The sequence below is a fragment of the Streptomyces sp. NPDC087270 genome (assembly GCF_044744625.1).
Taxonomy (GTDB): domain Bacteria; phylum Actinomycetota; class Actinomycetes; order Streptomycetales; family Streptomycetaceae; genus Actinacidiphila.
Genome location: NZ_JBIUYR010000012.1, coordinates 133,851 through 160,735, shown reverse-complemented (window position 1 = coordinate 160,735; position 26,885 = coordinate 133,851). Strand labels below are relative to the sequence as shown.

Here is a 26,885-nt window from a genome sequence, read left to right as displayed (position 1 = left end):
ACTAGGGTCGTTGTCATGGCGAGGACCAAGGAATTCGACCCGGACGCCGTACTCGACCGCGCCCTGGACCTGTTCTGGCGGCGCGGCTACGAGGCCACCTCCATGGCCGACCTGGTCGAGGCGCTCGGCATCGCGCGGGCGAGCATCTACGGCACGTTCGGCAGCAAGCACGACCTGTACCTGGCCGCGCTCGCCCGCTACCAGCGCGCCCGCGACGACCAGGTGCTCGAAGCGCTCTCCCGGCCCGGCCCCGCGCTGCCCGCCGTGCGCGCCCTCGTCACCGACTTCGCCGAGCAGGCCGCCGGCGACGACCTGCGGCGCGGCTGCTTCGTCACCAACACCGCGGTGGAGCTCGCGCCCCACGACACGGCGGCCGCGCGACGGGTGGAGGTGAGCTGGGACGCGCTGGAGACGGCCCTGACCTCCGCGCTGCTACGGGCGCGCGCTGACGGCGAGTTGGCGGCCGGACGCGACCCGCGCGGGCTGGCCCGGATGCTGCTGGTGCTCCTCCAGGGCATCCGCGTGGTGGGCAAGGCCGGGGGCGACGCGGAGCGGGCACGGGACGCGGCGGCCCAGGCGCTCACCCTGCTGGACTGAGCGGCCGGGCGCCGGATCGTACCGGCCCGGGCCCGCCGCGCACCACTTCCGGACCCTTGGTCCACACCCTTGCTTCGAGCCCTCACTGAGAGCCCTTGCGGGCCTTTTCGAGAACGATCGTTCCAGCCAAGAAACCATGTGGGAGGGACCCGTCATGACCGGGGAGTCCAGGATCTTCGACGGCCGGGCGGTGCTGGTCACCGGTGGCGGCACCGGAATCGGCCGGGCCGTCGCACGCGCCTTCGCCCGCCACGGCGCCCGGGTGGCCGTCGCGGGCCGCACCGAGCGCACCCTGAAGGAGACCGTCGCGCTCATCGAGGCCGACGGCGGCGAGGCGGCCGCCCTCACCGCGGACGTCACCAGCGCGGCGGAGGTGAGCGCGCTGGTCGCCGGCACCGTGCGGCGCTTCGGCGGGCTCGACGTCGCGGTCAACAACGTCGGGGTCTTCCCGCCGCCCGCGGCCGTCGCGGACATCACCGAGGAGCAGTGGCACCACGCGCTGGACACGAACCTCACCGGGATCTGGCTGTCGATGAAGTACGAGATCGCCCACATGCGGGAGCACGGCGGCGGCGCCGTGGTCAACATCGCCTCGAACATCGGGGCGCACCGCCGCGCGCCCGGCCTTGGCGCCTACGCCGCGAGCAAGGCCGCGGTGAGCGTGCTCACCAGGACCGCGGCGCTGGACCACATCCGCGACGGCGTACGGATCAACGCGGTCAGCCCCGGGCCCGTGGACACCCCGATGTCCAGCCGGCCCGGCGAGACGCCCGAGCAGAAGGCGGCCCGACTGCGCGACGAGCTGCCGCTCGGCCGCGCGTCCTCCCCCGAGGAGATCGCCGCCGCCGTGCTGCACCTGGCCTCCCCCGCGGCGGCGTCCACCGTCGGCGCCGACCTGGTGCTGGACGGAGCCGCGACGGCGTAGCCGGCGGATGCCGCGCGGCCAGGGAACCGCGCGGCCCGCTCCTGGCGGTGGGCGCCGCCCGGCCCGGGCCTACCCGTTGCCGCCGTTGGCCTCGATCATCCGGCCGCCGACCGGGTCGGCGGGGCGGCAGGCGGCGGCCTGGCCGGGCACCGGCGCGGGGACCGGCGGCGCTCCCCCGGTCCCCGGGGAACGCGCGGGCGGGGCGGCCTGGGCGGCCTGGGCAGGCAGCCCCGGGGCGTCCGGCGCGGCGGCGAGCCAGTCGTGGAAGAGGTGGTGCAGGGCTTCCGCGCCGACCAACGGCCCCGCGGGCAGCGGAAGTTCGACCGGGTGGAGCAGGAACGGGTGGGTCTGCGGGCCGCCGAGGCCGCCGTGCGAGCCGGCCTGCTCCTCGAAGGCGTGCACCGTGCCCTTCCGCTGGTCGCACGCGGAGTTGACCATCAGGTCGGCGGTGTGCGGGAAGGCGTCCGCGCGCAGCACGGCCGCGGCGGCACCCGGCCCGAACGGCGCCAGCGGGTCGGTCCCGGTCACCCGCCCGGTGGCCAGCTCGTGCGAGCCGTCACGGCCGAGGACGACCGGGCCGCGCGCGGCGCTGCGCACCAGGACGAAGCCGATCCCGGGGTGCCCGGTGAGCGTCGGCAGCAGGTCGGGGCAGCGCCGCTCCAGCTCCTCCAGCGTGGCCCGGCCGGCGATGTCGGGGAAGGCGACCAGTCCGAGGTTCCCCGAGGCGAGCACCACCGGCTCGGACGGCGGCCCGTCGCACTCCGCCTCCTCCGCCCGCCTGCCGCGCTCCGGGCGCCGCAGCGCGGTCCGCGCCGCCGTACGCGCCTCCGCGCCGCCGCCCCGCCGCGCGCCGCGCCGCCCACCCGCCGCGGCGCTGTCCACGAGGCCGCACCCGGTGCGTACCAGCGCGCGCAGGCCCGTTCCGTACGCACCCTCGAAGGTCTCCCCCGCGCTCTGGCCGTGATCGGAGAGCAGCACGATCCGGTACGGGCGCGGGGCGTAGCGGGAGGAGTCGGCGATCAGCCGGACCGAGCGGTCGAGCCGGGCCAGCACCTTGCGGGCGTCGCGGCTGCGCGGCCCGGAGTGGTGGGCGACCTCGTCGTAGGCGACCAGGTCGGCGTAGACCGCGGTGCGCCCGGCGAGCATGTCGCCGATGACGGCCGCGACCGCCACGTCGCGCTCGACGACCGTCGCGAACGCCCGCAGCAGCGGGTAGAGGCCGCCGCGCTTGATCCGCGGCCGGTCGCGCCGCAGCCGGGCCGCGGTGGACTCGCCTATCTCCCGGCCGACTTCGGCGGCGAACGACCAGGCGGTGCGCACGGCGTTCGCCGGGTCGGAGAAGTAGGCGAAGTAACCGGACCGGGACCGGGTGAACTTCGCCCGCTGCGCCGCCACCGACATCACCAGCGCGGACTGCTCGGCGCCGCCGGTGAAGAGGTTGCCGCGGCTGGCCCCGTCGTCGGCGAGCAGCCCGCCGCAGCCGGTGCGCCGCACCGCCCGCCGCTCCAACTCCGCGGCGCTGGAAGGGCGGTTGCAGACCATCACCTGCCCGGTCTCCTTCTCGTACCAGCGGAAGGCGGGGACGTCGTGGTTGCTGCCGTGCAGGATCGCGAGCTGGCTGGCGCCGGTCTGGCTGCTCCAGTCCGTACGCCAGGGGGCGAGCCGGTGGGTGCCGCCGAGCCAGGAGGCGACGGTGGGCATCGCGGGCGGGGTGGAGGTGAGCGCGTCGCGCAGCACGTCGTGGCCGACGCCGTCGAGTTGGAGGAAGACGGTGCCCGGGGTGGTGGGCAGCGGCGGGTCGCCGGCGTGCCGACGCCCGCGGCCGGCCAGCCGGGCCAGCCGGCGCCCGTAGGCGGCGTCGTCGCGTACGGCGAGCGCGGTGCTGGTCGTCGAGGACGCGGCGGACATGACGGCGGCGATCACCACGGCGGTGGCCGGTGTGACCTCGCCGCGGCCGTGCGGGGTCAGGCTCAAGGCGACCAGCAGCAACGAGCCGTTGAGGAAGAAGACCAGCGCGCCCAGCACCAGCGCGGGCACCAGCAGCAGCGCGCGGACCAGCAGCGGCCACACCAGCGCGCTGAGCACGCCGAACGCGCCCGCCCCGAGCCCCGCGGTGACCGCGATCTGGGTGGGACTGTCCCCGCCGGGCGACTCCAGCCGGAAGTCGGGCAGCACCGCGGCCAGTACGGCGAGCGTCGCGGAGGCGACCACCCACACCGCGAGAACGCGGCCGACGGTCCGCACGGCGCTGCGCCTCGCGGCCCGTCTCCGACTCTCTCCCGGCTGAGGCACCTCTCCAGACTGCCATATCCGCAGGTCTGCTCAGGTCCGACGGGTGATCGGCGGCGGAACAGGGCATACGCTCAAGGTCGGCGGCCGAACGGCGGCGCGAGCAGCCGGACCCGCCGGGTCCGACCGGCCGGATCGGGCGGTCGTCAGGAGTGGCCGGGAAGGGCGTGGCGGCGTGGTGGTGGAGATCACGTGGTGGGGGCACGCCACGGTGACCGTGCAGGACTCGGGCGTACGGGTGCTCACCGACCCGCTGTTCGTACGGCGGTTGGCGCACCTGCGCAGGCGGCGCGGCGCGCTGCCCACCCCGCAGGCCGCCCGGGCGGACGTGGTGCTGGTCTCGCACCTGCACGCCGATCATCTGCACGTCGGTTCGCTGGCGCGGCTCGCGCCGGGCACCACCGTGCTGCTGCCGCGCGGCGCGCAGGACGCGGTACCGGCGCTGCGGCGGGTACGGGACCGGCTGCGGCTGGTCGAGGTCGCCGCGGGGGACGTGGTGGAGTTCGGCGAGCTGGCGGTGCGGGCGGTGCCGGCCGCGCACGACGGGCGGCGGCTGCCGTACGGGCCGCAGCGGGCCGCGCCGCTCGGGTACGTACTGGCGGGCGAGGCGCGGACGTACTTCGCCGGGGACACCGGGCTCTTCGACGGGATGGCCGAGGCGGTCGGGCCGTGCGACATCGCGCTGCTGCCGGTGGGGGGTTGGGGTCCCTTCCTGGGGCCCGGGCACCTCAACGCCGAGCGGGCGGCGCGGGCGCTGGCCGAACTGGCGCCCAAGGCGGCGGTGCCGGTGCACTACGGCACGTACTGGCCGATCGGGATGGAGGGGGTCCGGCCGCACGAGTTCCACACGCCGGGCCGGGAGTTCGAACGGTTCGCCGCCGAACTGGCCCCGGGCGTGGCGGTGCACCGCCCGGCGCACGGGCACAGCGTGCGGGTCACCGACGTGGGCCGGGCCGGAAAGGGGAGCGGCGGGTGATCGGCTTCCTGGCCGCGGCGGCGGCGCACTCCGCCACGCACCCGGCGGCGTCGCAGGGCACCCAGTCGGCGATCGGCTATCCGTCGCTGTTCTTCCTGGTGGTGCTCGGCTCGCTGGTGCCGGTGATACCGACCGGCGCGCTGGTGTCCGGGGCGGCGGTGGTCGCGTTCCACCAGACCGAGCCGGTCGCGCTGGCCTTCGTCTTCGCGGTGGCGTCGGTGGCGGCGTTCATCGGCGACGTGGCGCTGTACTGGCTGGGGCTGCGCGGGGTGCGCTCGCGGAACGGCTCGCGCTGGCTGCACCGGCTCCAGGAGCGTTCGGAGCAGGGCACGTTGGAGCGGGCGGAGCGGCAACTGGACCGGCACGGGGCGGCGGTGCTGGTGCTGTCCCGGCTGGTGCCGGCCGGCCGCATCCCGGTGATGGTGGCGTGCCTTCTGGCGGAGATGCCGATGCGGCGCTTCGTACGCGGCGACGTTCCCGCGTGCCTGGCGTGGGCGGCGGCGTACCAGCTCATCGGGATACTCGGCGGGTCGCTCTTCGACAAGCCGTGGCAGGGGGTGGCGCTGGCGGTGGCGCTGACCCTCGTGATCGCGGTGGGGCCCGCGATCAGCGGGCGGGTGCGGAAGGTGCGGCAGGCCCGCGGGGAACGCGGAGCACACGGGGACGGGCCGGAGCAGCCGCGTACGGCGCCGTGACGGCGGGGGGTGCGGGGCGTTCGGGGGCTCCGGGGTGTTCGGGGGCTCCGGGGTGTTCCGGGCGCCGGTAAGAGGGAGTGGCCGGTAAGGGGTGGTCGCCCTGGTACGCGGTCCTTACCGGGTGCGGTGCGCGCTCACGCCACCAGCACCCGTGACGCGCCGATCGGCAGGTCCCACAGCGCGTCACGCGGCAACCCCGCGGCCCTCCACGCCGCGCGCAGCCGGATGAGCGGTTCCAGCGGCGGCTCGCCGGAGAGCAGGAACGTCGCCCAGTGCATCGGCGCCATCGCGGCCGCGCCGAGGTCGAGATACGCCTGCACCGCCTCCTCGGGGTCGGTGTGCACCGGCCGCAGCATCCAGCGGGGCGTGTACGCGCCAATGGGGAGCAGCGCGAGGTCGATGCCGGGGTGTACCCGGGCGATCTCGGCGAAGTAGGCGCCGTAGCCGGTGTCCCCGGCGAAGTAGACGCGGTGCCCGGCGCTGTCGGTGAGCACCCACCCGCCCCACAGCGTCCGGCAGGTGTCGGTGAGGCTGCGGCGGCTCCAGTGGTGCGCGGGCACGAAGTCGAACCGCACCCCGCGCAGCCACGTGCCCTCCCACCAGTCCAGTTCGGCCACCCGGGTGAAGCCGCGGCGCCGGAACCACTCGCCGAGCCCGGCCGGCACGTAGCAGGGCGTGGTGCGCGGCAGCCGTTTGACCGTGGGCGCGTCGAGGTGGTCGTAGTGGTTGTGGCTGATGACCACCGCGTCGATCGGCGGGAGGGTCCGCCAGGGCACGCCGACCGGGGTGACCCGGCGGGGCGTGCCGGGGATGCGGCGGGACCAGACCGGGTCGGTGAGCACCGTCAGCCCGCCGATCCTGACCACCCAGCTCGCGTGTCCGGCCCAGGTCACGCTCACCGTGCCGGGCCCGGCGGCGGGCAGCGGCTCGGGCGCGACCGGCAGCAGCGGCAGGTCCTTGAGGGTGTGCGCGGGCGGGCGTACCGCGCACTCGCGGACCAGCCGGGCGATGTCGCGCACCCCGGGCATCGGCAGCGGGTCGGAGAGCCGGTCCACGAAGCTGGCCGGCCAGCGCCGGGGCCCGGCGGACGGATCGGGCACGTCGGTGGTGCGGGGCGCGTCGAGCCCGCGGCCGGCGGCGGCGCGGGGACCACCGGGCCGGGCATCCGCCGTGGCTGCGGATTCCGTGGCAGCGGGGTCCGTGGCGGCGGGGTCCGTCGCTCCGTCGGCGGCTGCGGGGTCCGTGGCTCCGGGCGCGGCCAGGGAGTGCGCGCGCTGGTCGCTCATCTGGGCTCCCTCGCTCCCCCGCCAGGCCGGAACGTCTCCACGAACGTAAGTCAGACCCCTGTCCCCCGCGATCCGGTGTCGGCCGAACCGCTGACCGCCCCCATGCCGGTCAGCGCCGTGAACGCGGCGGTCAGCGCGGCCAGCCCGGCCGCGACGTGCGGCACCGCGACCGGGTCGGCGGCGCTCAGCGCGGCCTGCCTCTCGGCCTCGGTCGTGCCCAGCAGCGCACCGGTGGCGATCCGCACCCGCGGCTCCTCCGGGTCGTCGCCGAAGCGATGGCCCCCGGGCACGTGACGGCCGAGCACGGCACCGAGCCGCTCCTCGGCCTGCCGCGCCGCGTGCGGTCCGGACGGCCCGGCGGTCGGGTAGAGCTGGAAGCCCGCCTGCGGTGGCCGGCAGGACGCCCCGGCCTCGGTGATCGCCCGGTACGCGGCCGCCGCCGTCCTCGCGTGCACCCGGTTCGCGGCGGCGCTGCGCTCGGCGACCTCCGGCGGCTCGCCCAGCACGTACGCGGTCGCGGCGGCGACGGGCGCGGGCAGCACCGCGCGCAGGGCGGCCAGCACATCGGCGGCGCGCTGCCGCCACGACGTGCCGTGCACGGTGTCGGGGAAGCGGGCCAGCGCGGCCGGCACCCCGGCGGGCACCAGGGTCGCGCCCAGGTCGGTGAGCACCACCGTGTGCTCGGGCAGCATCTCGGCCGGGCTGAGCAGGACCGTCTCACGGTGGTGCAGCGTGTCGGAGTACGTCTCGTCGGACACGATCAGCAGGCCCGCCTCCGCCGCGGCCTCGCATGTCTCGTGCAGCAGCTCGGGCGCGGAGACGGTGCCGCTCGGGTCGTCCGCGGCCGACAGCACCAGCAGCCGCGGGTCAGCGCCCTGCGCCCGGGCCCGCCGTACCGTCTCCAGCAGCGCGACCGGATCGGGTACGCCGCCGCCCTCCGCGGGGGTCGGCACCGTATGCACCCTGCGGCCGAGTATCCGCACCACCGGGTGCTGCCACGCCGCGGCCGGGCGGGCCAGCACCGGGTCCCCCTCGCTCGCCGTCAGCACCGCGAGCAGCAGCTGCTCGGCCCCCGGCGCGGCCAGCACATGGGCCGCGCCCCCGGGCAGCGCCCTCCTCGACCAGTACCCGTCCGCGGCCTCCAGCAGCTCCCGCCCGCCCCCGGCCGGCTCGGTCCCGCCCCCCGCACCCGCCATCCGCGCACCCCAGTACCCGGGCACCGGCAACCCCGGGTCGGGCCTCACCTCGAACGCCCACGGCATTGCGCACCTCCAGGTGCGAAGACAGCCCACTAGCCCCCACTTTCCCCCGTTTCCCCACCCCCCGCCCGTCGAGCGGGGGTACGGCTGCCCGGCGGGGCGCGCCGGCCACGCGGGAACCGTTCTTACGGCCACGCGGGAACCGCACCGTCCTGGCGCGAGGGTGCCCAGGCTTCAGTACGGCTCTCCTTGCACGGCGCCCCGCCCGCACGGCTCGCCGTGACCGTTTCGACAGGTGCGTGCGGTGGGAGCGGGGGTAGCTGTGCCCCATGACGTATCCGTGGAAGGAATGGGATCGGGCGCTGTTCACGGCGGTGGCCGGGCGGAACTGGCCGGGCGCGGAGCCCGTGCTGCCGCGGCTGAGCCGGATCGCGAACCACGGGCGGTTGTGGTTCGGGATCGCCGCGGGGATGGCGGCGGTGGGCGGCCCGAACGGCCGCAAGGCCGCACTGCGAGGCGTGGGGTCGCTGGCGCTGGCCTCGTTGACGGTGAACACGCTGGGGAAGGGCGCGGTGCGCAGGGCGCGTCCGCTGCTGGACGCGGTGCCGGTGATCAGGCAGTTGCAGCGGCAGCCGGTCACGACGTCGTTCCCGTCCGGCCACGCCGCCTCCGCCGCCGCGTTCGCCGCGGGGGTGGCCGCGCAGTCGGGCGCGTGGGGCGCGGCGGTGGCGCCGGTGGCGGCGAGCGTGGCGTTCTCCCGGGTCTACACCGGTGTGCACTACCCGAGCGACGTGGTGGTGGGTGCCGCGCTGGGCGCCGGCGCGGCGCTGGCGGTCCGGGCGCTGCTCCCGGTCCAGCGCCGCCCGCAATCGGGCCCGCCGGCGCGGGCACCCCGGCTGCCCGACGGGCGCGGTCTGCACGTGGTGGCGAACACCGCGTCGGGCCCGCCGCCGCTGCTGAGCACGCCGGCCGAGCGGATCGCCGCGGCCCTGCCGGAGGCGGCGGTCGCGGAGTGCACGGAGGACGACGACCTGGGCGAGCTGCTGGAGCGGGCGGCGAGGTCGGCGGCGCGGGAGGGCGGCGCGCTGGGGGTGTGCGGCGGCGACGGCACCGTACGGGAGGCGGCCGCGGTCGCGCTGCGGCACCGTCTGCCGCTCGCGGTCTTCCCCGGTGGCACCCGCAACCACTTCGCCGCGGACCTCGGGTTGCTGTCGGTCGAGCTGACCGCGGCGGCCGTGGCGGCGGGCCAGGCGTCGCGGGTGGACGTGGCCCGCAGTACCGGGGTGGGCGACGAGACCGGCGGGGCGGCGCCGTTTCTGAACACTTTCAGCATCGGCGCCTACCCGGACCTGGTCCGGGTGCGGGAGCGCTGGTCGCGGCGGGTGGGGAGCTGGCCGGCGAGCGTACTGGCGGCGGTGCACGTGCTGCGCACCTGCGAGCCGGTCGACGTGGTGGTGAACGGGCGGCCGCGCTCGGTGTGGCTGCTCTTCGCGGGAAACTGCCGCTATTCCAGCTGGGGGCCGGCGCCGGTGCGGCGGCGTGACCTGGCCGACGGGCTGCTGGACGTGCGGATGGTGGACGGCGGGCCGTTCGCCAGGACCCGGATGCTGGGCGCCGCCCTGACCGGGGCGCTCACCTCGTCGCCGGTCTACACCACGGCGGCCGTGCCGAGGCTGCGGGTGCGGGTACCGGGCGCGGGGGTGCACCTCGCGTGCGACGGGGAGGTGGCGGCCGCTCCCGGCGAGATGCTGCTCGACAAGGCGCCGGGCGGCCTGGTCGTGTACCGGGCCTGAGCCCGGCGGCCCGGCGGCCCGACAGCCAGGCGGCTCAGCGGCTCGGCGCGACCGACGCGGACGGGACCCGCACGTAACCGGACGGACGGACGTACGGCACACGTACGTACGCGCAAGTACGGCACCCGCACGTTGCGGCCCCGGCGGATCTCCGCCGGGGCCGCATGGGGAACGTGCCGCGCGACCGTGCCGCGTGGCCGGGTGGACGGGGTGGTCAGTTGCCGCCGACCAGCCCGGCCAGTGCCCGCACCCCCTCGCCGGAGATGCTCAGCGCGTCCTCGTTGCCGGTGTCGATGGACAAGATCAGGTCGTCCGACGGCCAGGCTCCGCTGAGCACCGCGAGCTGGACCAGCCGGTAGCGGCGGGTGGCGGGCAGCGCCTCGGCCATCCGCGTCTCCGAGGTGAACACGGGGACGAGCTGGCGGCCGTCCTCCTGCTCGTAGACCGGGAGCTGGATCTCGCGCGGCGGCTCGGCGGCGGTCGGGTCGGGCTCCTGCGGGCGCTCCTCGGCGCCGGGCACCGGCAGCAGCACCTCGCTCACGGCGAGGGTGCTCAGCGCGATCACGTTCTCGCTGCCGTGGGAGATCTCGTGGAGGGCACGCTGGGCAGGGGGCAGGGCACCGTTGGGATTGATGTCGGTCATCGTCGTGGTTTCCTCTCGCCGCGTCTGCGCTCGGTGTCTGCAAGTGGCTGAACCCGGCGCGTACCCAGCGAGTGCCGGAGCATGCCGCCCGTTTTCCGGAATCGCTCCCGGGCGGCCGCCCGTCTCACTCGTACTCGGTGCCTCCCTTGCGGGTCAGGTACGCGTCACCGACCACCTTGGCGATGGCCCGGCCGCCGACGGCGGGGCTGTACTTCCCGTCGGCGGTACGGATCACCACGCCCTCGCGGATGTGCAGCTCGCGGCCGGAGACCGTCTCGTCGCCCGCGGCGAGGTCGAGCACCCGGTCCAGGTCGAACGGGCCGTGGAACAGCCTTGGTACGAGCGGCAGTTCGCCGTCGAGGAGGTCGGCGGGGTCGAACCAGCGCAGTTGCCCGGCGATGTCCGCGCACACGTCGAACGCGGCGAACCCGGGCAGTCCGGTGCCCGCGTTCGTGCCGTAGTCGAGGTCCTGCACGCCCTTGCCGTAGACCTCGCCGAAGATCCCGACCCGGTCCGCGCCCAGCCGCTCGGCGAGCGCGGCGGCCACGGCGGGCAGGCCGTAGCCGTGCACGGCGCGCCAGTAGAGGTTGCCGTCGGACTCCTTCAGCGCGAGCTGCCTGGCGCCCAGCCCCTTGGACGTGACGTCGACGGTGCCGGAACCGGCGTGGTAGGTGAGGCAGCAGGCGGTGCCGTGCAGCTTCTCGGTGACGGTGACCTGGTCACCGGGCGCGAAGATGTCCGGGTAGCGCTTGAGGTTCTCGATGTCGATCCACGGCAGCAGGTCGGGCGCGGCATCCACGTCACCGCTCATCGAGATCGGCACCGGGGGCACCCACTTGACGATCTGGAGCAGTTCGCTGAAGTCCGCGTCGTCGGCGGCGGCCCGCTCCAGGTCGACACCGTCGAGCGCGCTCGGCCGGCAGACGATGCCCTGGGAGAGCTCGCCGCGCAGCCGTACCGCCCGCACCCGGTCCTTCCGCGACCCGGCCAGCCGTCCGGTCAGGCCGAGTTCGGCGATCAGCGGCTCGGGCAGCACGGACTGCTCGGGTATGTAGACCGCGAACTCCCCGGTGCGGTAAGCCCCTTTGGCCACCACCGCGCGATAGAGCCCGACCTGCGCCAACTCCAGCGCGTCCGCGTTCGGGTGGTCGAGGATCGTGAGCCGCTCGGCGGTGACGCGCAGCGTGGACATGGTGGTGCCCCCCTTGGTGTTCGTGTGTCCGCGGCGCCTTCCCGGCCCGCGCCCCCACTGTGCGACGTGCCCGGGGCGACAGGCCAACGGTTTTAGGGACCAACAGCTTTAGGGGCCAACGGATTTGGGGGCAACGAATCTGGGGCAACGGATTCAGGCGGACCGGGGTGCCGGCCCGGCCCCGCTCCCGCCCGGCGCGGCGAGGTCCTTGGTCAGGAAGACGCGGCTGGTGCCCGGCGGGTCGCAGGGGACCTCCCCCAGCAGTTGCCACCCCTGCTTCCGGTAGAAGTCCGGGACCTGGAAACTGATCGTGTGGAGCACGGCGGAGCGCCGGCCGCTGGTGCGGGCCTGCCTGGACTGGACCGAGCGCCGTTCCCACCTGGCGGGCGCGGTGGGCGCGGCCCTGTGCGACCACGCGCTCACCGCCGGATGGGTCACGCGGGTCGGCACGTCCCGCGCGCTCGCCGTGATCGCCACCGGCCGCCGGGCGTGGCAGGAGCACCTGGGCGTGTCGACGGACGGCCTGTGAGCGGGGGCTCGGCCGCGGCGGGATCGGCGCGGGTCCCCGGACGCCGGGGCAGGGCCGGGGGGCCGGTCCGGGGCAGGTCCGTGACGGGTCCGCCGGGCTTCGGCGGGGCGGAAGTTGTCATCGGGGCGGCGGCCGACGAGGGTTCGACCATGCGATACATCATCATCGGCGCGGGCGCGGTGGGCGGCGCCATCGGCGGACGGCTCTTCGACAGCGGCCACGAGGTCGTGCTCGTGGCCCGCGGGACGCATCTGGACGCGCTGCGCGAGCACGGGCTGCGGCTCCAACTTGCGGACCAGGAAAAGCAGTTGAGGATTCCGGCGGTCGAGGGTCCGGCGGAGCTGACGGCGCGGGACGACGACGTGCTCGTGCTCGGCGTGAAGACCCAGGACACCCCCGCCGTCCTGGACACGTGGGGTGCGTACGGCTACGGCACCGGCACGGGCGGCCGCGCGGGCACCGGGCCCGCGGTGGTGTGCGCGCAGAACGGCGTGGAGAACGAGCGTCTGGCGCTGCGCCGGTTCGCCGACGTGTACGGGATGTGCGTATGGCTGCCGGCGTCCTTCCTCGAACCGGGCGTGGTGAGCGCGCTGGGCGCCCCGCTGACCGGGATGCTCCACCTGGGCCGCTACCCGTCGGGTTCGGACCCGACCGTGCGGGCGATCGCCGCCGATCTGACGGCCGCGGGCTTCGCCGCACCGGTCACCGAGGACGTGATGGCCTGGAAGTACGCCAAGTTGCTGGGGAACCTGGCGAACGCCGCGGACGCGGTGCTCGGCCCCGACGAGGACGCGCGGCGCGAACTGGCCGCGCGGGCAAGGGCCGAGGGCGTGGCGGCGCTGGACGCGGCCGGCATCCCGTACATCGGCGCCGAGCAGCAGGCGCGGATGCGCGGGGACCGGGTGGAGTCCCCGCAGGCGAAGCACAGTTCGACCTGGCAGAGCCTGGCGCGCGGCACCGGGTCGATCGAGTCGGACTACCTCAACGGCGAAATCGTGCTGCTCGGCCGCCGGTTCGGGGTGCCGACGCCGGTCAACGAGGCGCTGCGGCACGCCGCGAACCGCGCGGCCCGCGAGCGCCGCGCCCCCGGCGAGCTGACGGCCGAGGAGCGCGCGGAGCTGCTGGGCGCGGGCAACTGACCCGCGCCCAGCCGCACTTCACCGCCTCACCGATCTCACCGCCTCACCGGTCTCACCGCCTCACCGCTTCACGTGTGGGCCGACGGCGGCTCCTGCGGGCGCATCCGGAAGTCGTACGCGGCGGGCAGCGGGTGCTCGCGGCGGGCCCGGGCGCGCGCGTCGTCCGACGTGCCGTCGTACGGCTTCGCGTCGCCCGCGGTCTCGGCGCCGTCGGTGAGCAGGGCCTCGGCGACGGCGTACCAGGTGTCGCTGAGCGCTTCGTCGCCCTCGGCCAGGTCGTCGACGACCACGCCCTCGTCGAGCAGCGCGCGGGCCCTGACCGGGTCGCCCTGGGCGAGCGCGGTACGGGCCCGCAGCAGCCTCGCGCGCCCGCCGTCGAGGGGTGAGGTGCCGCCGCCGGGGTCGGGCACGGGGCGGTCGAGGATGCGCGCGGCGGCGTCGGCTCGGCCGGCGGCGAGCAGCGCGGGGACGGCCTCCAGGGCGTAGGCGCGCAGCGCGGTGCGGGCGGACTGCCGTGGGGGTTCGGCGGGTTGGGGGTCCACCTGGGCGGCTGGCGAGGCTGCGGACGGGTCCGCCGGGGCGGCGGGGGCATCGGCCGGGGTGCCGGCGAGCGCCTCGATCAAGGTGTCCGCGAGCGCCTCGTACCCGGCGATGTACCGCTCCGCGGCCCGTTCGGTGCGCTCGGCGGCGGCGTCGGTGACGGCCAGGGCGCGCAGCACCCACGGCGAGGAGTGGGCGGCGAGCGAGCGCTCCCAACTGCGCACCGCCTGGGCCCGGTCGCCGGCCGCCCACTGCGCGACGCCGAGGTGGTAGTCGCGGTACCACTCGTTGCCGGGGTAGGTGTCGGCGGCTTCCAGCAGTTCGCGCCATTCGGGCGAGACCAGGGTGGGCCCGGGCGCGGAGGCGGGGGTGGGGCGGGGGAACACGCCGGCCAGCAGCAGTTCGAGCCAGGGCTTCTGGGCGGCGCCGAGGGTCGCGGGCGGGAAGGGGGTGCCCGGCAGCGGGTAGCGGCCGCGCTCGACTTCCAGCGCGCCCCAGCCGGAGCCGGCGGCGAGCACGTCCGCGGGCTCGGGGTCGGCGTCGGCCCGGGTGAGCCAGGCGGTGCGGGCCGCGTCGAGGGCGGCCCGGGGCAGCGCCGCTTCCAGGCTCGCCGCGGCCTCCGCGCGGGCCGCGGCCCAGTCGGCGCCGTGCACCAGTGCGGGGTCGGCGTCGAGCGGGCCGTACGCCTCCAGCCAGCACAGCTCCGACTCGGCGGCCATCGGCAGGTGTTCGAGCTGGGTACGGGCCAGGCCGGCCTGGATCTCCAGGTAGCCGCCGGTGCCGGGCTCGGTGAGCCACTCCTGCCAGCGCCGCCCGCCGCGACCGCGGCCCCAGCGGAACAGCTTGCGGCCGCGCAGCCCGTCGGTGGAGGTCTGCACCAGGCCGCGGCCCTGCCCGTCGAGCGCGGCGATCCAGCGGCGGTCGTCGCCCTGGATGTCGAAGAAGTGGTCGGCGGCGTGCTCGAACCGGGTCGGGTAGGTGACGTCGGCGTCGGCCTGCGCGTCCGGGCCGCCGGGGCCGTCCGGGATGCGCGGCACCGCGACATGGGTGAGGGTGCGGTGGTAGTCGAACTGCCAGGCGGCGTCCGCGGGTACCAGCACCCGGGTGTCGGCGGTCTCGGGGACGGCGGTGTTGGACCACCAGTACACGGGCACCGTCCGGTCGTGCGGGTTGCGGACCCGGACCCCGACGTACAGGAAGTCCGAGCCGGCCGGCAGCCACAGGTCGACCTGGAACGGCAGGTCGCGCAGCCGCTCCCACTCCCACAGCCGCAGCATCTCCCCGCCGTCGGGCGCAGTGAGCCGGGCGGCGTGCAGCGGCGCGCAGGTGTGGGCGGCGTGGCCGGTGGCGCCGAGGTTCCACTCGACGCCGCCGGAGAACCAGGCGCCGGCCAGCGCGAAGTCCGCGGGCTGGAACACCGGGTTGCGGTAGAGCAGTTCGCGGCCGGTGGGCTTGTGCAGCAGCGAGTAGAGCCGGCCGCCGAGGCCGGGCAGCACGGTGGCGCGCAGCCGGTCGTTCTCGATGACGACGGCGTCGAGTTCGGCGGGCGCGCGGTCCCGCCCGTAGCCGTCGAGTACGCGGACCGGCAGCACCGTGCGCAGCGGGGCGTAGCCGATCTGCCGGGCCATGTCCGGGGGCAGGCCCTTGCGCTCGTGCGGGTCCAGGCGGTGCTGCTCCAGGCGCTCGTGGAGCGCGGGCAGCGGGTTCTCCGGGCCCAGCGGCGCGGCGGGGATGCGCACGGTGGCGCGCCGCACGGTCGTCGCGGTCGTATCGGTCGTCGCGGTCCTGGCCAAGGCCACCTCATCCGGCACGGGCGGCCGCCTTCCGCACGGCGGCCGTGTGATCACCATGGAACATGCTTCGCGGCCCGCTGAACAGAGCCCGCACCGTACAGGGTTGGGCAAAACTGATGGAAACCAGGTAAAACGTCCCGTCCGCCCGGTCCGCCGACCCGTTGCGCCACCGCTGTCGGCGCCCGCTGCTAGAACGGTGCCCATGACGTCATTCCGCACCCCGCCCGCCGGGGCGTTTCCGGCCCTGCGCTTCCCCGACTGGCTGGAACTGGTGGAGGACCGGTCCGCCGCGCTGCGCAAGGCGGCCGGGACCGCTGACGGGCAGGCCCGGGTGCCGGGTTGCCCGGACTGGACGGTGCGCGATCTGGTGGCGCACCTCGGGCAGGTGCAGCGCTTCTGGGCGGCCGCCGTCGCCGCCGGGCCGGCCTCCCGGCCGCCCGACCCGGACGCGGACGCGGTGGGAGACGCGGCGCCTTCCGGTGAGACGCCTTCCGGTGAGCTGACGGCGTGGTCGGCCCGCTCGACCGCGCTGCTGCTGGACGCGCTGCGGGCGGCCGGCCCGGACCTGGAGTGCTGGACATGGTGGTCGACGTCCGGCAGTCCGGCGACGGCGGGCGCCGTCGCCCGCCACCAGGTGCAGGAGGCGGCGGTGCACGCCCGCGACGCGCAGGACGCGGTGGGCGCCCCCGAACCGCTGCCGCCGGCGCTGGCGGTGGACGCACTCGACGAGTTCCTGCACATCGGCTTCGGCAGCATGGACGGCTGGCCGCACGCCCCCGCCCGGGTCGCCTTGGTCTGCGAGGAGGGCCCGGCCTGGACGCTGATCCTCGACGCGACCGGCGCGTCCGCGATACGCGTCGCCCCGGGCGGCGGCCCCGCCCCGGGCGCCTCGCTCACCGGCCCCGCCGAGGAGTTGCTGCTGGCGCTCTACCGGCGGGTTCCGTACGACGGCGGCACCCTGCGGGTGAGCGGCGACGCGGAGCTGGTCCGCCAATTGGTGGTCTGGTCGCCGCTGGATTGAGCACGTACCGTCCTGACTGAGGAGTGATGCTCATGTCAGGACGAGCGTTGCGAGTGGGCGGAGCCATGGGCGGAGCGCTCATGTTGCTCTCCGGCTGCTCCTTCGGCACACACTCGCATGTGACCGCGACCGCTTCGCCCACCGCGGCGTCCGCACCCCCACCCGTCGGCAGCATCGAGCATCCCCGGCCGGTGGAGTGCGTCGACGGCCTCGTCCAGCGCGACGGCTCCCCGCCCGCCCCGCGCCGCACCACCAACCCGGCCGGCTCACCGACCGGCACCCCCAAGGCACCGTCCTCCTCGTCGACCGGCCACCTCAGCACCGGCAGCAGCCCGTCGGCGGCGCCCGCCGGCTCCGATGTCACCGTCGGCCCGCTGACCTGGCAGGGCCTGGGCGGTCTGGCCGGCGGCGACCAGACCGACCGCGGCCGGCAGAACTCCGGCGGCTGGCACTACCGCATCGACACCGTGGTCCGCCCCGACTCCACCGTCACCGTCACGGTCGGCGCCGAGCAGCGCGCCCGCGCCGGGCTGGAGTTCGGCGGCGAGTACGGCTCCGCGCCCGCGCCCGCGGTCGCCTTCCACTCCTGCCCGGGCAGCCCCACCTCCTTTCGTGGCTCCTTCTTCGTGGCCGGCGACGGCCGCGCCTGCGTCCCGCTGGACGTCAAGGTCGGTGACGCCCCGGCGCGGCACGTGGTGATCTCCTTCTTCAGCGGACGCTGCCCTGCGTAGGGTGGTGGCATGACCGAGTCCAGCCCCGACCCCGCTTCCGCTTCCGGACCCACCGGCGAGCCCGCGCATGACCCGGAGGTCCTCCAACTCGCCTCGCAGGTCTTCGATCTGGCCCGGCACGGCGACACCGACAAGCTCGCCGCGTACGTCGACGCCGGGGTGCCCGCCAACCTGACGAACGACCGCGGCGACAGCCTCGTCATGCTCGCCGCCTACCACGGCCACCCCTCGGCGGTGCACGCCCTCATCCAGCGCGGCGCCGACGTGGACCGAATCAACGACCGCGGCCAGACCCCGCTCGCCGGCGCGGTGTTCAAGGGCGAGCAGGAGGTGATCACGGCCCTGGTGGAAGCCGGCGCCGATCCGGCCGCGGGCACCCCGTCCGCGATCGACACCGCCCGCGTGTTCGGCAGGACCGAACTGCTGGCGCTCTTCGGCGCGGAGTGACCGCCCCGGCCCCGCGCCCCTGACTCCTCCGGGCTGCCCCCGCCCGGCTGAGGGGCCACCCTGCCGACGGGTGGCCGCTCGCGCCGTTCGCCCGCGGGGGTTCGCCAGGGGGCTCCACGCGCCCCGGATTCGTGCGGGTCCTTCCGAGGAAGGCGCGCCCTTCCTCCTCCCGTTGCCCGCCCGGGCGGTCGCTCAGCCGATCGCCTCGGCCCGCTCGGCCAGCCGCGCCATGCCCTGCTCGGTGAGCGAGCCGTACAGCCGCAGCCGGGAGATGCCGCCGTCCGGGAAGATCTCGATCCGGGCATGCGTGGCCGGGGCGGCTTCGTCGACGAGGAAGCGGTGGGCGGTGTCCGGGTGCAGCCGCACCCGGTCGAGCAGCGGCACCCACTCCCCGTCCTCGCCGTTCCGTATGGACAAGGTGGCCCAGCCGGCCGCATTGCCCTTGAGATAGGCGGTGTCGATCTCGATCGCCCGGACGGTGCCCTGTTCGACCAGCCGGTACTCGATCCAGTCGTGTCCCTGATCCCGACGGCGTCGAGTCTCCCAGCCGTCGTCCATCTTCCGGGAGCGGCCCGGCAGGATGGTGTGCTCGGGGGGCGAGTAGAAGCGGTCGGAGGCGTCCTGCACGGTGCCGCCGTTCTCCAGCGCGACCAGGTCGATGGTGCCGAGCGCGGCCAGCCAGGCGGGGTCGGGCGCCACCTGTCCGTACACCCGCAGGCGCGCGACCCCGCCGTCAGGGTGCTGGCGCAGCCGCAGATGGGAGAAGCGCCGCTCGACGCGGATCGCGAAGGCGTTCTCCGCGTGGCCGCCGACCGGAGTGCGGGGTACCAGCTCGGTCCACTCGACCGACGGGTCCGCCACATCCTCGGGCCCGGCCGACGGGGAGAGCGCGGCGGCCTCCACCGAGACGGACTGCGGGTAGTTGCCGCGGAAGTGCGCGGTGTCCACCACGATGCCGCGGACCACGCCGGGCACCGCGAGCCGCACCACCGCCCAGTCGTGGTCCGCCGGCTCCGGATGCGGGGTCTGCGCCGAGCGGCCGCGGCGGCGCCGGGTCTCCCAGCCGTCCATCACCTTGCCCTTGTGCCCGAACCGCTCGGGGTCGAAGACCGCGGGCCCGGGAAGCAGCAGGTTCTCCCGCTCGGCGAAGAACTCGTCATTGGCCGCTATCACCCCCGCGCCGAGCCGGCGGTCGGTCAGATCCGCCAGCCCGGTGAAGGGCAACTCCGCCCGGCGGTAGTCCGCGAACGGATTCCCCCCTCCGTACGGCAGCGCGTCCCCGGTGAAATCGGTCAGTGCGGTGAAGGCCGCTTCCTGCTCCATGCCCGCTGTCCCCCTCGTCTCCGCGGCCAGCGCCGCATCCATGTCCGCCGCCGCGGCCACTGTCACTGCTTCTGCTCCAGCCGTCCCTCTTCGTCCCTCGCTCCTTTTCATGCCCCCACCCTCCCCCCTCCGACACTTCAGGTCCATCGATAGTTTTTGAACATTCCTTTCAGTTCAACTTCACGAATGGGTCCAACTCGGCGGCGTGCCGCAGCGCCCCCATCACCCGCCGCACCAGCGCCCCTTCCTCCGTGCCCGCGCGGACCGCCGCCACGATCCGGCGCACCGGCCGGTCCGCGTCCAGCGGCCGGACCGCGACCAGCCGCCGCCAGCCGCCCACGGTCGCCATCTGCGGCACCAGCGCGATCCCCATACCCGCCGCCACCAGCGAGAAGATGGCCGGCCAGTCCGCAGCGGCATGCGCCTGCTCCGGTACGAACCCCGCGTCGGCGCAGGCCGCGAGCGTGATGGTGCGCCACGGCCCGCGGCTGCCGAAGATCCACGGCTCCTCGGCGAGCGCGGCCAGCCGCAGTCCCGGCGCGGTGGCCAGCGGGTGCCCGATCGGCAGGGCGATGTCCAGCGGGTCGGTGAGCAGCGGGAACACCGCGAACCGCGGGTCCCGGGCGGTGGGCGCGTCGACCGCGAGGGAGACCGCGACGTCCACCTCGCCCGCGGCCAGCTCCTCGAAGACCGCCGCGGCCTCGATCTCCCGCACCGACACCGTGATCGCGGGCGCGGACTGGCGCAGCAGCTCCGCGGCAGGCACGACGAGCCGGCTGATCGCGGTGGCGATGGTGCCCACCTTGACCAGGCCCGCGTCACCGCGGGCGTACCCCTCCAGCTCGGCGCCCGCCCGCTCCAACTGGGCGAAGACCACCTCGGTGTGGCGCAGCAGGACCTGCGCCGCACCGGTCAGCCGCACCCCGCGGCCGCGGGCCTCGACGACCGGCGTCCCTATCTGTTTCGAGAGCGTGGCCAGTTGCTGCGACACCGCCGACGGCGTCATCCGCAGCGCGGCCGCCGCGGCGGTGACGGTACCCGCGTCGTGCAGGGCACGAAGGATCTGGAGCTTCTTGAGGTCCCACTCTTTCATACGGCCAGACTAAACAGTCAGCTCATGATTGTGCGGGTGGATTGATGGGTACGACGAGTGACAACACCGGTCACGACACCGCTGCCGCGCTCCCCGTCCCGCGCGTTCTGCGGTGTTCCTGCGGGCTGACCCCGCGCACGCGCTTGAACGCCGCGCTGAGGGCGAACGGGCTGCCGTACCCGACCTTGCGCGCCACCGCGGCGATGGTGGCGTCCGGTTCGCGCAGCAGGTCGGCGGCGAGGGCGAGCCGCCAGCTCGTCAGGTAGGCCATCGGCGGCTCGCCGACGAGTTCGGTGAAGCGGCGGCCCAGCGCCGCACGCGACACACCGGTCTCGGCGGCCAATGCGGCGACGGTCCAGCCGTGCGCGGGCCGTTCGTGCAGCAGCCGCAGCGCCGGGCCGACCACCGGGTCGCCCTGCGCGGCGTACCACCCCGGCACGCCCGCCTCCGGGCGGGCGAACCACGCGCGCAGCACCGCGATGAGCAGCAGGTCCAGCAGGCGGTCGAGGACCACCTCCTGCCCCGGCTCGTCGCGCACCACCTCCGCGGACAGCAGCTCGGGCAGCGGGCTGTGCCAGGCGTCCGCCGGCAGCACCAGCACCTGCGGCAGCGCGGCCAGCAGCCGCCGGCTGACCTCGCCGTCCATCTGGTAGGTCCCGCTGATCAGCACCCCCGCGCCCGGTGTGTCCTCGGCAGTGTCGCCCCACGTGCGCACCCCGAGGTCCATCTCCTCGCACAGCTCGTCGCCGTCCGGGGTCTGCGAGACCTGGCCGGGCCGGATCACGATCTGCGGCGGCGTCGCCGGGTCGCCCGCGACGGTGTACGGCTCCGGGCCGCGCACCACCGCGATGTCCCCGGGCCCGATCCGCACCGGCGGCTCCCGGTCGGGCACCACCCACGCGTCCCCGTCGACCGGGTAGAGCAGCGTCAGCGGGGCGCGGTCGGCGATCCGGATCGCCCACGGTGGGGCCAGCACCGAGCGCAGCAGGAACGCACCGCGCGCCCGCGGCCCGTCGAGGAGGTCGGTCAGCGCGTCCATGTCGGCCTCAGACGCACGTCAGGGCGCGGATACCGAAGGTGCCCGTACGAACGGTGCGCGCACGAACGGTGCGCGTACGAACGGCGCGCGCACGGAAACTGCCCGCACGGACGGTGGGCGTACGGACCGCGTGCGTACGGGAGACGTGCGTACGGCTGCATACGTCCCAGCGTAGGCGGTGGACGCGCGCGTATGCGGGTGAGTTTCTCGGCCATGGCCGGGACCGGCCAAGGGCGGCTGTACTCGAAGGCATGACGACGACCTCCACCTCGCAGTGGCCCGCGGCGCCCGCCCCCGCCGCATCACCCGTCCCCGCCAAGGGAGTTGCCATGTCCGCCGATCTCCGCAGCCTGGTGCTGCTCGCCGCCACGCTCACCACCGGGTTGATGGCCGGCCTGTACTTCGCGTTCTCGTGCGCGGTGATGCCCGGCCTCGGCCGCTCGTCGGACCGCACCTTCGTGGAGTCCATGCAGCGCATCAACGTGGCGATCCTGAACGGCTGGTTCAGCCTGGCGTTCGGCGGCGCCCTGGTGCTCGGCGGCCTCGCGATCGCGCTGCACCGGCGCGGCGCGGCCAGTGCCGCCCTGCCGTGGATCATCGCCGGCGTCGCGCTCTACGCACTGTCGCTGCTGATCACGATGGGCCTGAACGTGCCGCTGAACGACCGGCTGGCGAACGCCGGCGACCCGGGCAAGGTCCATGACCTGGCGGCCGTGCGGGAACGGTTCGAGTCCACCTGGGTGCACTGGAACGTCGCCCGCACCCTCGCCTGTACGGCGTCGCTGGGCTGCCTGGCCTGGGCGATGCGGGTCGCGGCCCGGGCGAGCGGCCAGGCGTGAGCGGCCAGGCGTGAGGACCGGAAGGTACGCCGAGCACCCGACCCGGCGGCGCCCGCCGGGTCACCCTGCCGCGTTCGCCGCCTCGGCCGGGTGCGCCGCGCCCGCCACCCGCGCCGCGATCCTCCGCGCCACGTCCGCCGGCGGCGTCCCCGCCGTGTCGACGACCTCCCCCGCCTCCCGCAGCCACGGCAGGGCCGCCTCGTACGCGGAGACGTGGTCGAGCCGCCACTGCCGGGCCGGCGCCCCTTCGGTGTCCTGCTCGATCCGCCGGACCAGCTCCTCGGGATCGGCGTGCAGCACGAAGTGGTGGACGGGCACGCCGGCTTCGGCCAGCCCACCGGACAGCTCGGTCCAGTACGCCTCGACCAGCACCGACTGCGGGACGACCAGGGTGCCCCCGACGTAGTCGAGCAGTTGGACGGCGGTCTGCACCACCAGCGACCGCCACGGCGGGTGCTCCTGGAAGTCCCGCACCGGCTTGTCGGTCAGGAACGGCCGGAGCATGTAGCCGACGTACTCCGAGTCGAAGATCCGAGCTCCGGGCAGCATCTCGGTGAGCAGCCGCGACGTGGTCGTCTTCCCCGCGCCGAAGGTGCCGTTGAGCCATACGATCATGGCCCCGAGCCTAGTGCCGGCCGGGCACGTCCACCGGTTCGCGCCACACCCGGCCACCCCCGCCGCCCGGCGGCCCGCGCCTCCCCCGCCCCACCCGCCGCGGTCACGGAGCCGGTTGGGTACGATCGGCGGCGCCGCGACTGGCGAGGGTGGGCCACCACCGGGAAGCGGCACGCACACCTTCGGACGCGTCGACCGCCTGGGCGCCTCGGATCAGCGCACGCGACCGAGGAGGACCCGGATGGAACTGCGGTACGGACTCAACCCCCAGCAGCAACCGGCACATGCCGTATCCGTGGCGCCGGGGCCGGGCCCGCTGCGGGTGCTCAACGGCGAACCGTCGTACATCAACCTGCTGGACGCGCTGGCCGGTTGGCAGCTCGTACGGGAGGCGGCGGGCGCGCTCGGGCGGCCCGCGGCGGCGTCGTTCAAGCATGTGTCGCCCGCGGGCGCGGCACTGGCCGGCCCGGTGGACGCGGACACCGCCGCACGCTACGGCCTCGGGGCGACCGCGCCCGGTCCGCTGGCCGGTGCGTATCTGCGGGCCCGGGACGCCGATCCGCGGTCGTCCTACGGTGACCTGGCCGCCGTGTCGCACCCGGTGGACGAGGAACTCGCCGAACTGCTGGGCGGGTTGGTCTGCGACGGGATCGTGGCACCCGGTTACGCGCCCGGCGTGCTCGCCACGCTGAGCCGCAAACGGCGCGGCCGCTTCCTGGTGTTGGAGGCCGACCCCGGGTACGTGCCGCCGGCCGCCGACAGCCGCGAGGAGTACGGGCTGCGGCTGAGCCAGGCACGCGACGACGTGCCGATCTGCGCCGGCCTGCTGACCGACGTGGTGTGCGGCGAGCTGCCGCGAGCAGCCGCCGACGACCTGCTGCTCGGCCTGGCCGTGGTCCGCCACACCCAGTCCAACTCGGTCTGCTACGTGCGGGACGGGGTGACGCTCGGCATCGGCGCGGGCCAGCAGTCCCGGCTGGACTGCACCCGCCTGGCGGGCCGCAAGACGCACACCTGGTGGATGCGCCGCCACCCCGCCGTGCGCGCCATGGAGTTCAGGCCCGAGGTACGCCGGCAGGACCGGGTGAACTGGCAGGTGCGGTGCGCCGAGGGCGACTTGACGCCGTACGAGGCCGAGGCGCTGCGCGGGGTGCTGGCCGGGCCGCCGCCGAGCGCGGTGCTGCTGCCGGACGGCGGTGAGCGGCAGGCGTGGCGGGAACGGCTGACGGGGGTGGCGTTCGCCTCGGACGGCGCGCTGCCCTTCGCGGACAACGTGGAGCACGCGGCACGCTACGGGGTGCGGTGGATCGCCGAGCCCGGCGGGTCGATCCGCTCGGACAAGGTCGTCGAGGCGTGCGAGCGGCAGGGAATGACCCTGGTGCGGACCGGACTTCGGCTCTTCCGGCACTGATCTGCCCCGGCGGGAGCGGAGTCGGCGACCGGGTCACGGGCCGAAGGCGCCGTGCCGTCCCTCGCCCGCGGTGAACCGGGCGGCGCCCGCGGCCATCTCGGTGAGCGAGACCTGGCCGTGGGCGAACTCGGCGGCCAGCGCCTCGGGTTCGGGCCGGCCCTCCTGCTCCAGCAGGGACAGCCGGTCCTCGCGCAGGCAGGTCTGCGGGAACGCGGCTATCTGCGCGGCCAGTTGCTCGGCCGCGGCGCGGGCGGTGCCGGTCTCGACCAGCCGGTCGGCCAGGCCGATGGCGTGTGCCTCGGCCGCGTCGACCGGACGCCCGGTGAGGACCAGGTCCATCGCCCGCCCGGCGCCGATCAACCGGGGCAGCCGTACGGTCCCGCCGTCGATCAGCGGCACTCCCCAGCGGCGGCAGAACACCCCGAACACGGCGTCCCGTTCGACCACCCGCAGGTCGCACCACAGGGCCAACTCCAGCCCGCCCGCGACCGCGTGGCCCGCGACGGCGGCGATCACCGGCTTGCCCAGCCGCATCCGGGTGGGGCCCATCGGGCCGTCGCCGTCGGGCGCGAGCCGGTTGCCGCGCTCGGTGCCGACCGCCTTGAGGTCGGCGCCCGCGCAGAACGTGCCGCCCTCGCCCCACAGCACCGCGACGGCGGCGTCCGGGTCGGCGTCGAACGCACGGAACGCGTCCGCGAGCGCCTGCGCGGTGTCCCGGTCGACGGCGTTGCGCGCGTGCGGCCGGGACAGCACCACGGTGGTGACCGGACCGGAGCGCTCGGTGCGAACGGCCGGCCCTGGCGGCACGGGTGGCACGGGCCCTACGGGTGGTATGGGCGGCAAGGGCACGGCGCGGACTCCTCGTCTACGAGTGCGGGCTCGTTCGGCTGCGCGCGCTCGGCCGTCCCGCCCAGCCGTAACGGACAGTTGCGCGCGGACAGTTGTGTTCGGCTCAGTTGTGTTCGGCTCAGTTGTGCTCGGCTCAGTTGTGCTCGGACAGCAGCACGGCGACCGTGCCGGGTTCGAGCGCGCGGAAGACGTGTGGCACGTCTCCGGGATAGCTGATGTAGTCGCCGGGGTACAGCTCGACCGGGTCGTCGGTGATGCCGACCATGGCGCGGCCGGTGCTGAGCACCACGTGCTCGATCAGTCCGGGCATGTGCGGCTCGGACTCGCGGTCGCTGCCGGGCTGCGCGGAGACGACGTAGATGTCCCGGCGGGCGTGCGGCGGGCAGGACGCCAGGAGCGTCGCGACGTACGAGGAGTGCTCGGCGGTGAAGGTGGGGCCCTCGCCGGCGCGGATCACCTCGACCCGGGGGCGCGGCGGGTCGACCAGCTGGGCGAAGGGCACGTCGAGAGCCACGCTGAGCGCCCACAGCGTTTCCACGCTCGGGTTGCCGGTGGCGGATTCGAGCTGGGAGAGGGTGGACTTGGCGATGCCCGCACGGCGCGCGGCCTCGGCGAGGGAGAGCCCTGCGCGCCGCCGCTCCTGTTGCAGCGAGGCGGCGATGGCGGCGATCGGGGGGCCGCCGCGTGGTCTGTCCTCCGTCGGCATACCGGATGACTCCAGATTCGTTCGATGGAAAAGTCATGTCGTTCGGCTTGACGAACGGCAACCTACTATGTTCATTCTATACGGTGATCCGTTCGATTTGGCGAACCCCCGAGAAGGACCTGGCGGACCTGCTCCGCGACATCGCCCTGGTCTGCGTGGCCGACGCGCTCGTCGGAGTGTCCTTCGGCGCGATCGCGGTCGGGCTCGGCCTGCCGCTGTGGCTGCCGATGCTGATGTCGGTGGTGGTGTTCGCGGGCGCCGCACAGTTCCTCTTCATCGGGATCGTGGGGGCCGGCGGCAATCCGGTGGCCGCGCTCGCGGCGGGCCTGCTGGTCAACGTGCGGCACGTGCCGTTCGGCTTCGCGGTCGGGGACGTGCTCACCGGCACCGGATGGCTGCGCCGGATCGCGGGCAGCCATGTGATGGTCGACGAGACGGTGGCGTTCACGCTCGCCCAGCGCACGCCGGCCCGGCGCCGTACGGCGTACTGGCTGTGCGGGGCCGGGCTGTTCACGGCCTGGAACCTCGGGGTGGTGGCCGGCGCGTTCGGCGGCCGGGCGGTCGGCGACACCGACGCCTTCGGGCTCGACGCGGCGTTCCCCGCGGTGCTGCTCGCCCTGCTGCTCCCCTCCCTCGACCGGGCCGGCAACCGGCGGGCGGCCCTGGCCGGGGTGGCGGTCGCGCTCGTCACGACACCCTTCCTGCCCGCCGGGCTGCCGGTACTGCTCGCGCTCGCCGGCGTCGCGGCCGGGCTGCCGTACGACGCGAAGCCCGCTCCAGCGGCGGCGAGCGAGGAGAAAGCGGCCGAGAAACAGCCGAACGAGGGTCAGCCGAACGAGCAGAAGGCGAGCCGATGAACACCGGGCTCCTGATCGCCACGGCGGTCCTGGGCGCGGGCACCTTCGCGTTCCGCTTCGCCGGACCGGTGCTGCGCTCCCGGATCACCCTCTCGGCCCGGGTCGAGCAGTTCATGGCCACCGCCGTGGTCGTCCTGCTGGCCGCACTCGTGGCCACGTCCGCGCTGACCGAGGGCCACGGTTTCTCCGGTACAGCGCGCACCGCCGGAGTGGCCGTCGGCGGGCTCTTCGCCTGGCGCCGCGCCCCGTTCGCGGTGGTGGTCCTGGCCGCGGCGGTCACGGCCGCGGTCCTGCGCCTGCTCGGCGCGAGTTGAGCACAGCCGAGCCGAACACGGCACGAGACGACCGCGGTAGGAGC

26 protein-coding genes, 1 pseudogene and 1 riboswitch are annotated in these 26,885 nt (G+C 75.2%); of the genes and pseudogenes, 14 read left to right on the top strand and 13 right to left on the bottom strand.

What is annotated here, in order from left to right; genetic code table 11:
• Positions 1 to 15 precede the first annotated feature (15 nt).
• Both ACIPAE_RS24245 and ACIPAE_RS24240 read left to right on the top strand, forming a co-directional pair.
• Positions 16 to 597 carry a TetR family transcriptional regulator gene (locus ACIPAE_RS24245; RefSeq protein WP_329363418.1) on the top strand — a complete coding sequence of 194 codons (582 nt, stop codon included), beginning with the start codon at positions 16 to 18 and terminating at the stop codon, positions 595 to 597.
• Between the two features lie 154 nt (positions 598 to 751).
• Positions 752 to 1,522 (top strand): glucose 1-dehydrogenase, encoded by a 771-nt coding sequence (locus ACIPAE_RS24240; protein WP_329363420.1) that lies wholly within the window; start codon positions 752 to 754, stop codon positions 1,520 to 1,522.
• 69 nt (positions 1,523 to 1,591) lie between these two features.
• Here the strand turns inward: ACIPAE_RS24240 and ACIPAE_RS24235 are convergent, their stop codons facing one another.
• Complete coding sequence (locus ACIPAE_RS24235) at positions 1,592 to 3,766, bottom strand: phage holin family protein (protein WP_402447803.1); 2,175 nt, start codon at positions 3,764 to 3,766, stop codon at positions 1,592 to 1,594.
• 220 nt (positions 3,767 to 3,986) lie between these two features.
• On the opposite strand from ACIPAE_RS24235, the gene ACIPAE_RS24230 reads away from it, so the two are divergent.
• Both ACIPAE_RS24230 and ACIPAE_RS24225 read left to right on the top strand, forming a co-directional pair.
• Complete coding sequence (locus tag ACIPAE_RS24230; RefSeq protein WP_402447801.1) at positions 3,987 to 4,787, top strand: MBL fold metallo-hydrolase; 801 nt, start codon at positions 3,987 to 3,989, stop codon at positions 4,785 to 4,787.
• Complete coding sequence (locus ACIPAE_RS24225) at positions 4,787 to 5,482, top strand: DedA family protein (protein WP_329373770.1); 696 nt, start codon at positions 4,787 to 4,789, stop codon at positions 5,480 to 5,482. Before ACIPAE_RS24230 ends, ACIPAE_RS24225 begins: the two co-directional genes overlap by 1 nt.
• 134 nt (positions 5,483 to 5,616) lie before the next feature.
• On the opposite strand, the gene ACIPAE_RS24220 is transcribed toward ACIPAE_RS24225, so the two are convergent.
• The gene (locus tag ACIPAE_RS24220; protein ID WP_402447799.1) at positions 5,617 to 6,768 is read right to left on the bottom strand and encodes an MBL fold metallo-hydrolase; all 1,152 of its coding nucleotides are present in this window, start codon (positions 6,766 to 6,768) and stop codon (positions 5,617 to 5,619) included.
• A gap of 50 nt (positions 6,769 to 6,818) precedes the next feature.
• Complete coding sequence (locus tag ACIPAE_RS24215; RefSeq protein ID WP_366410429.1) at positions 6,819 to 8,030, bottom strand: aminotransferase class I/II-fold pyridoxal phosphate-dependent enzyme; 1,212 nt, start codon at positions 8,028 to 8,030, stop codon at positions 6,819 to 6,821.
• Positions 8,031 to 8,296: 266 nt separating this feature from the next.
• Here ACIPAE_RS24215 and ACIPAE_RS24210 point away from each other — a divergent pair, with 266 nt between their 5' ends.
• The gene (locus tag ACIPAE_RS24210) at positions 8,297 to 9,760 is read left to right on the top strand and encodes a phosphatase PAP2 family protein (protein WP_402447797.1); all 1,464 of its coding nucleotides are present in this window, start codon (positions 8,297 to 8,299) and stop codon (positions 9,758 to 9,760) included.
• A 214-nt stretch (positions 9,761 to 9,974) separates the two neighbouring features.
• Here the strand turns inward: ACIPAE_RS24210 and ACIPAE_RS24205 are convergent, their stop codons facing one another.
• The 3 genes from ACIPAE_RS24205 to ACIPAE_RS24195 form a co-directional block, all read right to left on the bottom strand.
• Entirely contained in the window at positions 9,975 to 10,403 is a 429-nt protein-coding gene (locus tag ACIPAE_RS24205; RefSeq protein WP_329363431.1) for an SseB family protein, read from the bottom strand.
• A 124-nt stretch (positions 10,404 to 10,527) separates the two neighbouring features.
• On the bottom strand, positions 10,528 to 11,595 hold the full coding sequence (locus ACIPAE_RS24200) for an RNA ligase (ATP) (RefSeq protein ID WP_402447794.1): 1,068 nt from the start codon (positions 11,593 to 11,595) through the stop codon (positions 10,528 to 10,530).
• A 153-nt stretch (positions 11,596 to 11,748) separates the two neighbouring features.
• The gene (locus ACIPAE_RS24195; RefSeq protein ID WP_402447792.1) at positions 11,749 to 11,916 is read right to left on the bottom strand and encodes a hypothetical protein; all 168 of its coding nucleotides are present in this window, start codon (positions 11,914 to 11,916) and stop codon (positions 11,749 to 11,751) included.
• Between the two features lie 4 nt (positions 11,917 to 11,920).
• Here ACIPAE_RS24195 and ACIPAE_RS24190 point away from each other — a divergent pair.
• Positions 11,921 to 12,124 (top strand): annotated as a pseudogene (locus tag ACIPAE_RS24190) (transcriptional regulator); the annotation flags it as partial.
• A 149-nt stretch (positions 12,125 to 12,273) separates the two neighbouring features.
• Positions 12,274 to 13,263 (top strand): ketopantoate reductase family protein, encoded by a 990-nt coding sequence (locus ACIPAE_RS24185; RefSeq protein ID WP_402447790.1) that lies wholly within the window; start codon positions 12,274 to 12,276, stop codon positions 13,261 to 13,263.
• Positions 13,264 to 13,331: 68 nt separating this feature from the next.
• Here the strand turns inward: ACIPAE_RS24185 and ACIPAE_RS24180 are convergent, their stop codons facing one another.
• Positions 13,332 to 15,614 (bottom strand): DUF5107 domain-containing protein, encoded by a 2,283-nt coding sequence (locus ACIPAE_RS24180; protein WP_402447788.1) that lies wholly within the window; start codon positions 15,612 to 15,614, stop codon positions 13,332 to 13,334.
• Positions 15,615 to 15,798: 184 nt separating this feature from the next.
• On the opposite strand from ACIPAE_RS24180, the gene ACIPAE_RS24175 reads away from it, so the two are divergent.
• The 3 genes from ACIPAE_RS24175 to ACIPAE_RS24165 all read left to right on the top strand — a co-directional run bounded on the left by ACIPAE_RS24175 (position 15,799) and on the right by ACIPAE_RS24165 (position 17,795).
• Positions 15,799 to 16,617 carry a maleylpyruvate isomerase family mycothiol-dependent enzyme gene (locus tag ACIPAE_RS24175; protein WP_402447786.1) on the top strand — a complete coding sequence of 273 codons (819 nt, stop codon included), beginning with the start codon at positions 15,799 to 15,801 and terminating at the stop codon, positions 16,615 to 16,617.
• A 119-nt stretch (positions 16,618 to 16,736) separates the two neighbouring features.
• Complete coding sequence (locus ACIPAE_RS24170; RefSeq protein WP_329363439.1) at positions 16,737 to 17,348, top strand: hypothetical protein; 612 nt, start codon at positions 16,737 to 16,739, stop codon at positions 17,346 to 17,348.
• A gap of 9 nt (positions 17,349 to 17,357) precedes the next feature.
• On the top strand, positions 17,358 to 17,795 hold the full coding sequence (locus ACIPAE_RS24165) for an ankyrin repeat domain-containing protein (RefSeq protein ID WP_329363441.1): 438 nt from the start codon (positions 17,358 to 17,360) through the stop codon (positions 17,793 to 17,795).
• A gap of 192 nt (positions 17,796 to 17,987) precedes the next feature.
• On the opposite strand, the gene alc is transcribed toward ACIPAE_RS24165, so the two are convergent.
• From alc to ACIPAE_RS24150, 3 genes are all read right to left on the bottom strand, one after another.
• Positions 17,988 to 19,118, bottom strand: a complete 1,131-nt coding sequence (gene alc, locus ACIPAE_RS24160; protein WP_402447956.1) for an allantoicase — start codon at positions 19,116 to 19,118, stop codon at positions 17,988 to 17,990.
• Between the two features lie 169 nt (positions 19,119 to 19,287).
• The gene (locus ACIPAE_RS24155; RefSeq protein ID WP_366410438.1) at positions 19,288 to 20,211 is read right to left on the bottom strand and encodes a LysR substrate-binding domain-containing protein; all 924 of its coding nucleotides are present in this window, start codon (positions 20,209 to 20,211) and stop codon (positions 19,288 to 19,290) included.
• Between the two features lie 70 nt (positions 20,212 to 20,281).
• Entirely contained in the window at positions 20,282 to 21,250 is a 969-nt protein-coding gene (locus ACIPAE_RS24150; RefSeq protein ID WP_402447783.1) for an AraC family transcriptional regulator, read from the bottom strand.
• A gap of 251 nt (positions 21,251 to 21,501) precedes the next feature.
• Here ACIPAE_RS24150 and ACIPAE_RS24145 point away from each other — a divergent pair, with 251 nt between their 5' ends.
• Positions 21,502 to 22,089, top strand: coding sequence for an anthrone oxygenase family protein (locus ACIPAE_RS24145; RefSeq protein WP_329363449.1), 588 nt, complete (start codon positions 21,502 to 21,504; stop codon positions 22,087 to 22,089).
• A gap of 60 nt (positions 22,090 to 22,149) precedes the next feature.
• Here ACIPAE_RS24145 and ACIPAE_RS24140 read toward each other — a convergent pair whose 3' ends face one another.
• The gene (locus ACIPAE_RS24140) at positions 22,150 to 22,704 is read right to left on the bottom strand and encodes an AAA family ATPase (protein ID WP_402447781.1); all 555 of its coding nucleotides are present in this window, start codon (positions 22,702 to 22,704) and stop codon (positions 22,150 to 22,152) included.
• 126 nt (positions 22,705 to 22,830) lie between these two features.
• Positions 22,831 to 22,916, top strand: a riboswitch (ZMP/ZTP riboswitch).
• A gap of 29 nt (positions 22,917 to 22,945) precedes the next feature.
• On the opposite strand from ACIPAE_RS24140, the gene ACIPAE_RS24135 reads away from it, so the two are divergent.
• Positions 22,946 to 24,115, top strand: coding sequence for a phosphoribosylaminoimidazolecarboxamide formyltransferase (locus ACIPAE_RS24135; protein WP_402447779.1), 1,170 nt, complete (start codon positions 22,946 to 22,948; stop codon positions 24,113 to 24,115).
• A 33-nt stretch (positions 24,116 to 24,148) separates the two neighbouring features.
• Here the strand turns inward: ACIPAE_RS24135 and ACIPAE_RS24130 are convergent, their stop codons facing one another.
• Entirely contained in the window at positions 24,149 to 24,922 is a 774-nt protein-coding gene (locus ACIPAE_RS24130) for a crotonase/enoyl-CoA hydratase family protein (protein ID WP_328471078.1), read from the bottom strand.
• Between the two features lie 175 nt (positions 24,923 to 25,097).
• Complete coding sequence (locus ACIPAE_RS24125; RefSeq protein ID WP_328471076.1) at positions 25,098 to 25,670, bottom strand: XRE family transcriptional regulator; 573 nt, start codon at positions 25,668 to 25,670, stop codon at positions 25,098 to 25,100.
• Between the two features lie 86 nt (positions 25,671 to 25,756).
• On the opposite strand from ACIPAE_RS24125, the gene ACIPAE_RS24120 reads away from it, so the two are divergent.
• Positions 25,757 to 26,527 carry an AzlC family ABC transporter permease gene (locus ACIPAE_RS24120; protein ID WP_402447954.1) on the top strand — a complete coding sequence of 257 codons (771 nt, stop codon included), beginning with the start codon at positions 25,757 to 25,759 and terminating at the stop codon, positions 26,525 to 26,527.
• Positions 26,524 to 26,841, top strand: a complete 318-nt coding sequence (locus tag ACIPAE_RS24115) for an AzlD domain-containing protein (protein WP_328471074.1) — start codon at positions 26,524 to 26,526, stop codon at positions 26,839 to 26,841. The genes ACIPAE_RS24120 and ACIPAE_RS24115 overlap by 4 nt, the downstream gene beginning before the upstream one ends.
• The last annotated feature ends 44 nt before the right edge of the window (positions 26,842 to 26,885 follow it).